Origin of the sequence: Flavobacterium sp. 270, from assembly GCF_004368785.1 — a bacterium.
Lineage (GTDB): Bacteria > Bacteroidota > Bacteroidia > Flavobacteriales > Flavobacteriaceae > Flavobacterium.
The window spans coordinates 299,934-312,980 of sequence record NZ_SODM01000003.1 but is presented as its reverse complement, the minus strand read 5'-3'; the positions used below and the strand labels follow the sequence as shown (position 1 = coordinate 312,980).

Annotated in this window: 15 protein-coding genes; 13 read left to right on the top strand and 2 right to left on the bottom strand. The window is 33.4% G+C overall.

Going from position 1 to position 13,047, the window contains the following annotated elements:
- Positions 1 to 31: 31 nt before the first annotated feature.
- Together EV144_RS12875 and EV144_RS12870 are read right to left on the bottom strand one after the other, a co-directional pair.
- Positions 32 to 379: a hypothetical protein gene (locus tag EV144_RS12875; protein ID WP_243854665.1), complete on the bottom strand. Its 348-nt coding sequence runs from the start codon at positions 377 to 379 to the stop codon at positions 32 to 34.
- A gap of 10 nt (positions 380 to 389) precedes the next feature.
- Positions 390 to 704, bottom strand: a complete 315-nt coding sequence (locus tag EV144_RS12870) for a hypothetical protein (protein WP_134149376.1) — start codon at positions 702 to 704, stop codon at positions 390 to 392.
- 232 nt (positions 705 to 936) lie between these two features.
- On the opposite strand from EV144_RS12870, the gene hmpA reads away from it, so the two are divergent.
- The 13 genes from hmpA to EV144_RS12805 all read left to right on the top strand — a co-directional run bounded on the left by hmpA (position 937) and on the right by EV144_RS12805 (position 12,997).
- Positions 937 to 2,148, top strand: coding sequence for an NO-inducible flavohemoprotein (gene hmpA / locus EV144_RS12865; RefSeq protein ID WP_134149374.1), 1,212 nt, complete (start codon positions 937 to 939; stop codon positions 2,146 to 2,148).
- Positions 2,149 to 2,467: 319 nt separating this feature from the next.
- The gene (locus tag EV144_RS12860; RefSeq protein ID WP_134149372.1) at positions 2,468 to 3,115 is read left to right on the top strand and encodes a hypothetical protein; all 648 of its coding nucleotides are present in this window, start codon (positions 2,468 to 2,470) and stop codon (positions 3,113 to 3,115) included.
- Between the two features lie 140 nt (positions 3,116 to 3,255).
- A complete protein-coding gene (locus tag EV144_RS12855; RefSeq protein WP_134149370.1) occupies positions 3,256 to 3,708 on the top strand; it encodes a carboxymuconolactone decarboxylase family protein in 453 nt (150 codons plus the stop codon).
- Positions 3,709 to 3,820: 112 nt separating this feature from the next.
- Positions 3,821 to 4,159 carry a YciI family protein gene (locus EV144_RS12850; RefSeq protein ID WP_134149368.1) on the top strand — a complete coding sequence of 113 codons (339 nt, stop codon included), beginning with the start codon at positions 3,821 to 3,823 and terminating at the stop codon, positions 4,157 to 4,159.
- A gap of 284 nt (positions 4,160 to 4,443) precedes the next feature.
- Entirely contained in the window at positions 4,444 to 5,685 is a 1,242-nt protein-coding gene (locus EV144_RS12845; protein WP_134149367.1) for an RNA polymerase sigma factor, read from the top strand.
- A 177-nt stretch (positions 5,686 to 5,862) separates the two neighbouring features.
- Positions 5,863 to 7,542: a circadian clock protein KaiC gene (gene kaiC / locus EV144_RS12840; protein WP_134149365.1), complete on the top strand. Its 1,680-nt coding sequence runs from the start codon at positions 5,863 to 5,865 to the stop codon at positions 7,540 to 7,542.
- 1 nt (position 7,543) lies between these two features.
- Positions 7,544 to 7,837: a circadian clock KaiB family protein gene (locus EV144_RS12835; RefSeq protein ID WP_134149364.1), complete on the top strand. Its 294-nt coding sequence runs from the start codon at positions 7,544 to 7,546 to the stop codon at positions 7,835 to 7,837.
- A gap of 2 nt (positions 7,838 to 7,839) precedes the next feature.
- Positions 7,840 to 8,139 (top strand): circadian clock KaiB family protein, encoded by a 300-nt coding sequence (locus EV144_RS12830; RefSeq protein ID WP_134149362.1) that lies wholly within the window; start codon positions 7,840 to 7,842, stop codon positions 8,137 to 8,139.
- 1 nt (position 8,140) lies between these two features.
- Entirely contained in the window at positions 8,141 to 9,397 is a 1,257-nt protein-coding gene (locus EV144_RS12825) for a sensor histidine kinase (RefSeq protein ID WP_134149361.1), read from the top strand.
- Between the two features lie 2 nt (positions 9,398 to 9,399).
- On the top strand, positions 9,400 to 9,807 hold the full coding sequence (locus EV144_RS12820) for a response regulator (protein WP_134149359.1): 408 nt from the start codon (positions 9,400 to 9,402) through the stop codon (positions 9,805 to 9,807).
- 6 nt (positions 9,808 to 9,813) lie between these two features.
- Positions 9,814 to 10,686 carry a helix-turn-helix domain-containing protein gene (locus EV144_RS12815; protein WP_134149358.1) on the top strand — a complete coding sequence of 291 codons (873 nt, stop codon included), beginning with the start codon at positions 9,814 to 9,816 and terminating at the stop codon, positions 10,684 to 10,686.
- 269 nt (positions 10,687 to 10,955) lie between these two features.
- On the top strand, positions 10,956 to 12,005 hold the full coding sequence (locus tag EV144_RS12810) for an alpha/beta hydrolase (RefSeq protein WP_208326851.1): 1,050 nt from the start codon (positions 10,956 to 10,958) through the stop codon (positions 12,003 to 12,005).
- 389 nt (positions 12,006 to 12,394) lie between these two features.
- Positions 12,395 to 12,997, top strand: coding sequence for a TetR/AcrR family transcriptional regulator (locus EV144_RS12805; protein WP_166670574.1), 603 nt, complete (start codon positions 12,395 to 12,397; stop codon positions 12,995 to 12,997).
- The last annotated feature ends 50 nt before the right edge of the window (positions 12,998 to 13,047 follow it).

Genomic DNA, 13,047 nt, shown 5'->3' with positions numbered 1-13,047 from the left:
TTAGCTGAATTTCATAGCATAAACCAAAAAGTTATTGTAGCAACTTATTTTCACCAAAAAAATAAACAAATCCACCTAAAAAGTAGAGCGCGACATCAATCCAATCTGACGTATATCGGGGATTGATTTGTGGCAGATAATATTCAAAATAAAAAGAATAATAGGCCGCGAAACAAATTATAAAAACAAGAGGAAGTCTAAAAAATGGATCTTTTTTTAACCGCCGAATGGCAAAAGAAATTCCGCCAAGTATAATAGGCAGACACAGAAAATCATTTACATAATTATTAATAAATGATGGTAAAGGCAGCATCATTTTTTGCATACCATAGATAATCAGTGCGATAAGACACATTAAAAGATAGATTATCCTGTACATAACTTTTTGTTTAACCTGCTGCAATTGCTACAACAGCCGCTATAAGTCCGCCCACTACCATTGCCATAAATAACCAGACTGCGAATATGGCTTGAGAAGATAATCGGATAAAAGCATTTGGATGTTCTGAGGCTTTCCTTAAAAATACTTCAATTTTATTGGGTTCTTTGGTTTTGTTTTCCTCAACTTTTTTTTGAATCTTTTTTTCAGTTTCGAGTTTTCGCTTTAGCACTACATTTATAATAGCACCGCAGTTACTGCAATAATCACTGTTTACATTTACGGTATTGCATTCCAGACACTTTACATAAGATTTCTGACTCATAAAACTTCAATTTAGACTTCAATACTAATAGACGCTCTTTTGCAGCATTTTAGTTTTCGAGCAAATTTACAGATTAATTTAATTCAAATTTTAATCTCCTTTTTTTGACTTTATGATTTGAGTCATAAAATGAAGTTTTGGTACTGTTCTATTTTTGTGAATATAAATTCTAAAGCGCTTTAGTATTTTTTTAAATCGAGAAATATTTAATCCTATCATAAATATCACAAAAATGAATACCTATCAAAAAGAGCTTATCAAAGCTACTATTCCAATATTAAGAGAAAGCGGTGAAGATCTGACGAATTATTTTTATGCCCGAATGTTTAAAGCCCATCCTGAATTGCGAAATATGTTTAATATGGGAAATCAGGCGAACGGAAGACAAAAATCGGCTTTGGCAAATGCGGTTTTGGCTTACGCCGAAAATATCGAAAATCCGGGTGTTTTAATCAGCGTTTTAAAAGGAATTGGCACCAAACACAGAAGTTTAAACATTCAGCCAGAACAATATAAAATCGTAGGAACACATCTTATCGCTTCTATTGGCGAAGTTGTGGGAGAAGCGGCAACTCAAGAAATTCTTGATGCCTGGACGGTTGCTTTTTATCAGCTTGCCGATATCATGATTAATCTTGAAAAAGAAATGTACCTGGAAAATGCCTTAAAACCGGGAAGCTGGAACGGCTGGAGAAAATTTGAAATTAAAAAAATTGTACAGGAATCGGCAGAAATTAAATCATTTTATCTTTATCCGGAAGACGGAAAAGAAATCGCTGATTATCATGCAGGGCAGTTTATCAGTATTCAGGTTTTTGTACCCGAATTAAATCTTTTACAACCTAGACAATATAGTTTGTCAAGCGCACCAAATTCTGAATATTATAGAATTTCGGTGAAAAAAGAAACCGGAATTGCGCCAAATCCGTCTGGATTGGTTTCGAATACTTTACACAATAAATCAGAAGGCGATATTGTTTCGATTTCAGCGCCGGCAGGATTATTCCATTTAGAAAAAGATTCAAAAAATCCGTTGGTATTAATAAGCGGCGGTGTTGGGCTTACACCAATGTTGAGTATGTTGGAAACGAATCTGAATTCTATTCAAAACAAAAAAACAATCTGGATTCACGGCTGCAGAAACGAATCTGTTCACGCTTTTAAAAATCAAATTATCGACATTAAAAAGGAAGCTGCACATCTGGAAACGTTTACTTTTTATGATACGGTAGAAAGTCATGACGAAACTTCGAACCAAATTATAAAAGGCCGTGTTGATCTTCATAAATGTAAAGATTCTATTTTATTAGAAGAAGCCAAATTTTATATCTGCGGTCCGGAAATGTTTATTAAAACACAATATGAAGCGCTGCTTAATCTGAATGTAAATCAGGCAAATATTTTTTATGAAGAATTTGGCCCGCAGTTAATTAATTTGAATTAAAGTGAAGATTGCCAAATTGTACCGCAGTAAACCGCTCACGCAATTCCTGCAAAATTTGACAACTACCTTTTTTATCACTTTTACTTTAGCGAGTATCAATTGTGCAGACCGATCTCATTTTTTATTTTTTTGGATGCGTTCCTGGTTTGTTGCGGGATTAGTTTCAAATTTATTTTCATTTTTTATATTTTCAAACAAAAAATAAAGTTAAGAGAGCCTTCAGAATATGGAGGCTTTTTTAATTTATATCGAAATAAACTACTGGCAAATCATTAAATTTTATTGATATTTGTGTAGAAACGCTTTATTTTCAAAACAAATGAACAAAAGAATTTTAGTTGTAATCCTAATCAGTATTGTTGTCTTTTTTATTGTAAAACAATTGGTTTACAAACCGTATATGTGGAAAAAAGCAATCAACAGCAAGGAACACAAACTGCAATTGGGAAGTTTTATTTTTAGTAAACAACGCGGTTCTAACGGAAGCCAGAGTTATACCACTTATTATTTTGTTTTTAAAGTAATAGAAATCAATGGCGATTTTGTGCGTCTTTCTGTAATCCGAAAATTATCTGACGAAGGCGTTATTTCTCAGGATGATTTTTCTACGACTTCGGAGCATTATAAAGCATTAAAAGAAAATGTAAACCAACTTTTAATCACGCCAATTCTTTCTGAAGATTTGCATAAAGGCAAAGGTAGTCCGTATGAATTAAATGATTATCTGCTGGAAAAATATCCTGATTTAAAAAAGTCCAGATATTATTTTGAAGACATTCCGGCAGCAAATAAAAACAAACCTGTTCCGAAAGATCCAAATCTCTTAATCACTCATTTTGATATGGTTTATTCTAAAAAAGCCATTATTGAGGAAGGAAAACTAACTCAATGGGTTTATGATGACTTTAAAAAAGTACCTGAAATTGCAGAACGACTTTCTAATAACATAGATTTAATTCTAAATTAAGAATTTTATTTTCTTTGTAAAGCCTTGCAAACATTGGCTTTTTATTTTTATTGAAAAAATATTGTATTTTTTTTCAAATTTTTTGTCCAATTCCAGAACTTCAGTTGTCATTAGGGTATAACAATAAAAAATTATACAACATGGAAACTAGAATTAATGTATTCGAAAAAGGTCAAAAAGCATTAGGAACTTTATTTGGAATTTCTGCTTATTTGAAAAAATCTTCTCTTGAAAAATCTCTTGTTGAATTGGTAGATTTTAGAGTATCTCAAATTAATAATTGTGCGTATTGTTTAGACATGCACTCTAAAGAAGCTTTGGCTGCGGGCGAAACTGCACAACGTTTACTTGGAATCAGCGCATGGAAAGAAACGCCTTATTTTACAGAACGCGAAAGAGCCGCTCTTGCTTATGCAGAAGCTGTAAACGCTTGTGATGTTACTGATGAGGTTTACAATATCGCAAAAGCACAATTTAATGACGATGAATTGATTGATCTTACTCTTGTGATTACTACAATTAATACTTGGAACCGTTTTAACCTGGCTTTCCCTAATACTCCTGGAACTTACAGAGTAGGACAATTTGGATAAATAAATCGGCTGTTTTTATTTGGTAAAAGATTAAATTTATAGCTAAATAAAAACAGCCTTTTTTATTTCTAATACTTAAAATGTAAATTGATAACGTATAAAACATAAAGATATGAATGAATTTTTATTAATTTTTAGAAGAGATTTTACTTCAAAAGAAGTACAGCCTTCTCCAGAAGAATTACAACAGCATTTACAGCAATGGCAAAATTGGTTTGGCGGTTTGGCTGCACAAGACAAACTGGCGAGACCGCTGCAACGCTGGGACGGACAAGGTAAACTGGTAACTTCTAACAAAGGTATTACTGACGGACCTTTTGTTGAAATCAAAGAATCTATTGGCGGTTTAATTATTATAAAAGCCAAAGATTATGATGAAGCGGCAGCAATTGCACAAGAATGTCCTATTTTGAATTTGGGCGGGAATGTTGAGATTAGAATGGCATTTTAAATATTAATTTCCAAATTTTTAAAATTCCAAATTCCAACTTTTACGAACTGTTTTGTCATTCTGAGCGAAGTCGAAGAATCGTAAGCAGCTCCGTAAAGTAGATCCCAATCTTTGTAGAGCTTCTGGCAGATTCTTCGACTTCGCTCAGAATGACAAATGCAGAAAATTGGAATTTGGAATTTTTTATATTGGAATTTGATTTTATATTGGGATTTTCATTAAAATTGGAATTTGGAATTTTCAATATTGGGATTTACATTAAATTTGGAATTTACTTTCATTCTATGAACAATCAAGAACTCATACCAAATTTATTCCGAACCGAATATCAAAAGATCGTTTCTGTTCTCTGCAGTCTTTTTGGGATTCATCATATCGAAATTGCCGAAGATATTGTGAGCGATACTTTTCTTGTGGCTACTGAAACCTGGGCGATAAAAGGAATTCCAGAAAACCCAACGGCCTGGCTTTATACGGTTGCCAAAAATAAAACCAAAAATTACTTTAAGCGAAATAATGTTTTTGAAACTAAAATTGTTTCCGAAATAAAATACAATTCACCACTCAATAATCCTGAAATTGACATTGATTTGTCTGATCAGAATATTGCAGACAGTCAATTAGCCATGATTTTTACGGTTTGTAATCCGTGTAATTCAGACGAAGCCCAGATTGCGCTTGCGCTGAATTTATTATGCGGTTTCGGAATTAATGAAATCGCCGATGCTTTTCTTTCTAACAAAGAAGTGATTTATAAAAGAATTAATCGCGCAAAAGAAAAACTGAAAGAAGAAAATATTAAAATTCACAACCCAAATAATACTGAAGTTAAAGAAAGAATAAACACGGTTCTTAAAACGATTTATCTGCTTTATTCTGAAGGCTACTACTCTATTTCTCAAAACACAACTTTGCGCAAGGATCTTTGTGCGGAGGCAATGCGTCTTACTTATTTATTAATTCAAAACGAAAGCACTAATCTGCCCGAAACCAATGCTTTGATGGCTTTAATGTGTTTTCATTCTTCGAGATTTGAAGCCCGAACGGCGGAAAACGGCGAAATTATTTTATATGAAGATCAGGATCAATCGCTTTGGAATCAGGAATTAATTGATCGCGGGACTTATTTTTTAAGTAAATCTTCTACGGGAAATACACTTTCTAAATATCACCTTGAAGCCGGAATCGCCTATTGGCACACGATTAAGGAAGATACTTCCCAGAAATGGGAAAATATCCTTGAATTGTTTAACAATTTGATTATTCTGGAATATTCACCAATTGTAGCTTTAAACAGAACGTATGCTTTATCGAAAGTAAAAGGCAAAAAAGAAGCTATTGTTGAAGCCGAAAAATTGAATCTAAAAGAGAATCATTTCTATTACTCTTTATTAGGAAATTTATATTTGGATTCTGACCCTAAAAAAGCGTTACAAAATTTTGAAATTGCATTAGGTTTAGCCAAAACTGCAGCAGACAAAAATGTCATTTTTAGAAATATTGAGCAATTGAACGAAAATCTATAATATTATTTTTTTGGATGCTTGTTATTACATTTTTATTTGATTTTATATAATTCTCATTTTTTCCGTTTAATTTATTTTTTTAACACTATTGAGCCTAAACAGCTGTTAAATCTTTATAAATGTTAATGAAAAATATTTTTAATGCCGTATATTTGAGTAAACAGAATATACATTATCGTGCAAAAAGAGAAAAAATCACATAGTTTTATATTTCCCAAAACTCCGACAGGAATAGACGGTCTGGATGAGATTACTGATGGAGGTTTTCCTAAAGGAAGACCTACTTTAATCTGTGGCGGTGCCGGCTGCGGGAAAACATTATTATCAATGCAATTCCTTATTAAAGGAATTACAGAGTATAACGAACCGGGAGTCTTCATGTCTTTTGAAGAGCCCTCACTTGACCTTACACTCAATGTTAAATCACTGGGTTTTGACTTGGAAAAGCTAAAAGCAGATAAGAAGCTTGTAGTAGATCATGTAAGAGTAGAAAGATCTGAAATTGAAGAAGCTGGCGAATACGATCTTGATGGTTTATTCATCAGGTTAGGTCATGCCATAGATTCTATAAAAGCAAAGCGCGTTGTGCTGGATACTATAGAATCTTTGTTTGCAGGTCTGGACAATCAGGCGATACTGAGAGCCGAATTGCGAAGATTATTTCACTGGCTTAAAACAAAAGGCGTAACAGCAATTATAACGGGAGAACGCGGCGAAGCAACGTTAACAAGACAAGGTCTGGAAGAATATGTTTCTGACTGTGTGATTGTTCTCGATCATCGTGTTATTGAACAGGTTTCTACCAGAAGACTTCGTATTGTAAAATACAGAGGTTCTACGCATGGTACAAACGAATATCCGTTTCTTATTGATGAGGAAGGAATTTCGGTGCTTCCGATTACTTCTTTAAAACTGGATAATGAAGTCTCTTCAGAAATTGTTGAGACTGGTGTTCCGGGATTAAACGAAATGTTTTACGGAGGCGGTTTTTATCGTGGCAGCAATATATTGGTTTCGGGTACAGCGGGTACTGCCAAAACTACAATTGCCTGTTATTTTGCTGCACAACAATGCCAAAAAAATGAAAGAACCATTTATTTTGCATTTGAAGAATCACCACAGCAATTGGTTCGAAACATGAAATCTATCGGACTTGATCTTGAAAAATACATTAAAAAAGGAACTTTACAGATTCATTCTTCACGTCCGTCGCTAAATGGTCTTGAACTGCATTTGCTTACGCTTCGAAAATTAATAAAGGATTTTAAACCTACTACTATAATTATTGATCCTATTAGTAATTTAATTTCTGTAGGTAGTGAACACGAAGTACGATCTATGCTCGTAAGACTTATTGATATGCTTAAAGTTAACAATATTACAGCGCTTTTTACTTCATTAAATAAACATACGGATCAGTTTAGACCCGATCTTGCAGAAGAATCTGTATCCTCATTAGTGGATACATGGATAACGGTACGCGATATGGAAGGAATCGGAGAACGAAACCGCGGTGTATTTATTGTAAAATCGCGTGGTATGGGCCATTCTAATCAAGTACGTGAATTTGTAATTACAAATCATGGAATTGAATTATTAGATATCGAATTAGGCCCTCAAGGCATTCTTACAGGTTCTGCAAGAAAATCAAATCAGCTAACCAAAACGATGTCTAGTCTTAAACTTCAGCAGGAAATAGACCGAAAGGACAGAGAAATTGCGCGTAAACGCAGAGTGCTTGAAGCTAATATAGAGGCTCTTAAAAATGATTTTGAATCTGCTCAGGAAGAATTGAGTATTCTAAAAGCAAATGAAGAATTGCAAGAGAAACTGACGCCGAAAAAAAAACAGCTCTAAAATGAAAAAAGAAGTAGCCGAATGGCAATTATTGCTTTATATAGCGGGACAAACGCCAAAGTCAATAAAAGCTCTCGAAAATATAAAAAAATATGCCGAAGAACATTTGGCAGGAAAATATAGTATCGAAATCATCGATTTGCTTAAGAATCCACAATTGGCGGAGGGCGATCAAATTTTAGCGGTTCCTACTTTGGTTAGAAAATTTCCAGAGCCTATTCGTAAAATAATTGGAGATCTTTCTAACGAAGAAAGAGTGCTTGTTGGTCTAAACATAAAACCCTTAAAATCGTAACAATGGATGATTCTTCTGATAGTAGACGCGCTGCCAAACATAGATTTAAACTTTTTGTTTCAGGTATGTCTGTAAAATCAGGTCGTGCTATAGAAAATCTGCGCAAAATCTGCGATGAATATCTGACAGATGATTATGAAATTGAAATTATAGATATCAGTCGTGACAAAGAACAGACTATCTTACATCAAATTGTGGCAATACCAACTTTAATAAAAACACATCCTATACCGCTAAGAATGATTCTTGGAGATTTATCAGACAAGGAAAAGGTATTAAGGATTTTAAATATCAGTAAATAATTTGGAGCATAAGAGTAAAAATATAGAATCCTTATTAGAAGAAATTGCCTTACTAAAAGAACAACTTTATGACTCAAATAGTATTATTGATGCTATTAAACATGGAGATGTTGATGCTTTGGTATTGCACAATGACGGTGTGCCCCAGCTTTACTCGCTGGAAACTGCCGATTATACTTTTAGGCTTTTAATCGAAAAATTTGGACAGGGTGCCTTAAGTATTTCAAAAAACGGACTAATCTTGTATTGCAACGATTACTTCGCAAAATTGGTAGGTATTCCTTCCGAAAAAATAATCGGTAATTATATTTATGAATATTTTGATAATCCCGAAAATTTTACCGCAATAATAGAAGCACAAAAATACGGGGTTAATACACACGAGATTTTATTTAAAACAGAACAGGAAAAAAAGACTTTTCCTGCCTATATTGCTTTAACAGATCTCGAGCCCGCCGTACAGGGAATTGGTGTTGTTGTTACCGATCTTACCGAAAAGAAAAAACACGAAGAAGCTTTATTGCATCATCAGGATGAACTGGAGGAAAAAATCAATGAGCTGAATAGAATCAACAAAAACCTTGAGGAATTTATTCATGTTATATCGCACGATTTGAAAGAACCGCTGCGAAAAATTGTTATGTACAACGGAAGAATCGACGGAAGCAATCTTACCGAAATGGATGCAAAATCGCTGAACGTAATGAAATCTTCGGTTTTACGATTAAATTCTCTTATTGATGATTTGGTTAAATATTCTTCTCATACCACACAAGAAGATCGCACAGCTATAAATTTGGCCGAGATTATTGCTGAAGTAAAAGACGATTTAGAAATTATAATCTCTGATAAAAAAGCACGTATCGAAATTGGAAATTTACCATTAATACGCGCTTCAAGAGTACAAATGCGCCAGCTTTTTTCTAATCTTATTTCAAATGCCGTAAAATACAGCAAACCGGAAATTGCGCCAGTAATAGAAATTTCGCAAGTTGAAAACTTTAAGTCCGAAATGTCAAATGAATCTAGTAAATTTGTGAAGATACAGATTAAAGACAACGGTATTGGAATGGAAAAGGGTCATCTCATGAAAATTTTCACTATCTTTCAGCGCCTGCACGCCAGAACCGAATATTCGGGAAATGGTATAGGTCTGGCAATTTGTAAAAAAATCATGGAAAACCATTCGGGAAATATAACTGTAGAAAGTGAACTGAACGAAGGGACGACATTTAACCTCTTTTTCCCCATATTGTAAAAATGCCGCAACAAAACAATTTACATATTATTATTGCCGAAGACGACCGTGATGATGCTGAATTAATGTGTGAAACATTCAATAAAAATCCAAATTTTACAAAAGTAAGCCTCGTAAATAATGGTGAAGAATTATTAAATTATCTTAAAAACGATTCTAACCATGTTCCTGATGTTATTCTTACCGATATCAATATGCCAATTCTCGACGGCATAGAAGCACTGCAGGTTATCCTGAATAATAATGATTTAAAAACTATTCCTTGTTTTGTATATTCTACAAGCATCAATCCGGTTTATAAAGAAAAGTGTGATTCGCTTGGCGTAAAAGCATATTTAATAAAACCGTATTCTTTTGAAGCTTTTGAGGAAATTCCAAAAAACATCCTGAACATTATCGAACAAGAATAATTTCTGATGAACGGCCATAATTTTTTTGAATCTAATTATAAAAAACTGGGATTTCTTGTTCTCAATACAGATGCTATAGATGAGGTTAATGGCGATTATTACAAACCTTATATTAAAGTCCTTTATTTACCCGAAAATTATTCGATAACCATCGATTTTAAACATTACAAAACCACTTGTTCTTCCCTCTTTTTTATCAATAGCAATCAATATGTGCAAATTGAAAAAGGCGGTAAACAGCAAGGTTATTTTATGTATTATAACCGCGATTTTTATTGCGTGCAGATTCATGATGCCGAAGTTGCCTGCGATGGTTTGTTGTTTAATAATATTTTTGAAATGCCAATGACGGCATTGCCAGAAAAAGAAGTTTTATTTATAGAAAGCATCTACAATCAGATTCAGGAAGAATTTGATGCGCCGGATTCTTCACAGGAAGAAATGATTCGTACCTATTTAAAACAACTTATTATAAAAGCAACCCGAATCTGGAAAATACAACAATTGGGCGCTCTAAATGATGAACCATCAAAAGAAATGGATTTCTTTAGGGATTTCAGCCGTTTGGTCGAAATTCATTTTAGAACCAAACACACCGTTGCCGATTATGCTGATATTCTGGGTGTTGCCCCAAAAACATTATCCAATAAATTCAACCGATTAGAATTATCACAACCCAACGATATTATTAAAGACCGAATTATTCTGGAAGCAAAAAGGCTTTTGGGTTATTCTTCGTTAAGCGTAAAAGAGATTGCTTATCAACTCGGATATGAAGATCCCGCTTATTTTAACCGACTTTTTACCAATAAAGTCGGTGACACTCCTTCAAATTTTAAGAAAAAATACCTTCAAGGGAAAAATGTACAATTAGAATAGACTTTTATCTATTTTTAGAGCTTTATTACCGCCATATCTTTGTCCTATCAAATTAACTGATACACATTCTAAAATATGAAAGATAAAGCTAAAGCCATTTTAAACGGCAAAATTCTAAACGGACACGGACCTCCAATTTCCGAAAAATTCCGTACATCAAAAACATTATTCAATTTACATTTCTAGCCAAACAATCTGATAATCAGATATTTTAGTTTACAAAAAACACTTTTGGCAAAACTTTTTTCTTAACTTTAAAAACATTTATCATGAAAACTATAAAATCAATACAACAAGGTTTTTTCATTATCGCATTATTAACTCTTAATACAATAGTAATGGCACAAGAAAGACAATACAAAGGAGAACAAGACCCACAAATCTTTACAGAAGTTAGAAGCTTTTTGAAAGCTTTAAATTCTGGTGACGGAAAACCATTGGAACAATTAAGCGTTGCAGATGCCCGCGGCGTATTAGTTGGAGCACAAAAATCTGTAGAAGTAGATTATTCTGGAATTGAAGAGTCTGAAAAAGTGATTTCTCAAAACGGACTTAAAGTAAAAATTCACATTACAAAACCAAAAGGCGCTAAAGCAGATGCTCCGGTATTTATCTTTATTCACGGCGGCGGATGGGTTTTAGGAGATTATCCTACTCATAGAAGATTGGTGAGAGATTTGGTTGTAGAAAGTGGTGCTGTGGCAGTTTTCCCAGATTATACTCCGTCTCCAGAAGCACAATATCCGGTTGCAATTAATGAAATTTATGCTGCTATTCAATGGGTTGCCGAAAACGGAAAAGAAATTGGTGTAAACGGTAAAAATCTTGCTGTTGTTGGAAATAGTGTTGGAGGAAATATGACTGCTGCGATTACTTTGATGGCAAAAGACAAAAAAGGTCCTCATATTAAATTACAAGTTTTATTATGGCCGGTAACCGATGCTAATTTTGAAACTGAATCTTATAACTCTTTTGCAAACGGAAGATTCCTGACTAAAAATATGATGAAATGGTTTTGGGATAATTATTTGCCAGACACTAAAAAAAGAAACGAAATATACGCTTCTCCATTACAAGCAAGTTTAGATCAATTAAAAGACTTACCTCCTGCACTAGTACAAACTGCTGAAAATGATGTTTTAAGAGATGAAGGTGAAGCTTACGCAAGAAAACTAAACGAAGCCGGAGTTCGTGTAACTTTAACAAGATACGCTGGTTTGATTCACGATTACGGACTTTTAAACCCAATTGCTAATGTTCCTGCTGTACAGACTGCAATAGAACAAGCTGCGGTTGTAATTAAAACTACATTGAAATAAATAACACACAACATACTTTTAAAAAAGGGACTGGTTTAATACTTGTCCCTTTTTTTGTTTTAGGTTTCAGGTTTGATTTTAGATTTTAGATTTTAGATTTTAGATTTTAGATTTTAGATTTTAGATTTTAGATTTTAGATTTTAGATTTTAGATTTTAGATTTTAGATTTCACTGTGCGGGGCTTCGACTTCGCTCAGCCTGACAAACGAGAACTAGACTAATAATAAATGTCATCCTGAGCGTAGTCGAAGGATAACCTCATTTCAAACTTGAAACTTGAAACCCGAAACCTGAAACAAAACCTAAAAACTTAATTTTTAATCAAATGATTAAAAAAGTTGTTTAAATAAAAAATGTTCTTATCTTTGCCTTTGAATTATAAATAATCATGGCAAAAAAGAATTTAGACGCAAGTACAGAAGAAAAAATAATTGAAGCTGCCCGTAAAGTTTTTACACAAAAAGGGTATGCCGCAACTCGTACGCGTGATATTGCCGAAGAAGCGGGTCTAAATCTGGCGTTGCTGAATTATTATTTTAGAAGTAAAGAAAAACTTTTTGGATTGGTAATGGCCGAAAAAGTTGCTCAGTTATTTGGTGTAATTGCCCCTATTGTCAATAACGAAAAAACTTCTCTTGACGAAAAGATCGAACTTATTGTTCCTGCTTATTTGAGTGTTTTACTGCAAAATCCTGGTCTGCCACTTTTTGTTTTAAGCGAAATAAGAAATAACCCGGAACATTTTAGTAACAGAGTTCAAGCTGGTAAATTATTAAGCCAGTCGCATTTGGTAAAGCAGCTTTTAGAAAAACAACCCAATATAAATCCGATTCATTTTATCATCAACTTAATGGGAATGTGTATTTTTCCTTTTATCACCAAACCAGTTTTTGAAGCTTCGGGATTAATTAATGAAAATTCTTTTACCCAATTAATAGAAGAAAGAAAGACTTTAATCGTAAAATGGATTAAAGAAATGTTAGACAGCTAAATTTTTTTGGAGTAAATTTAATCAAATGATTAAAACAATAAATTAAATAT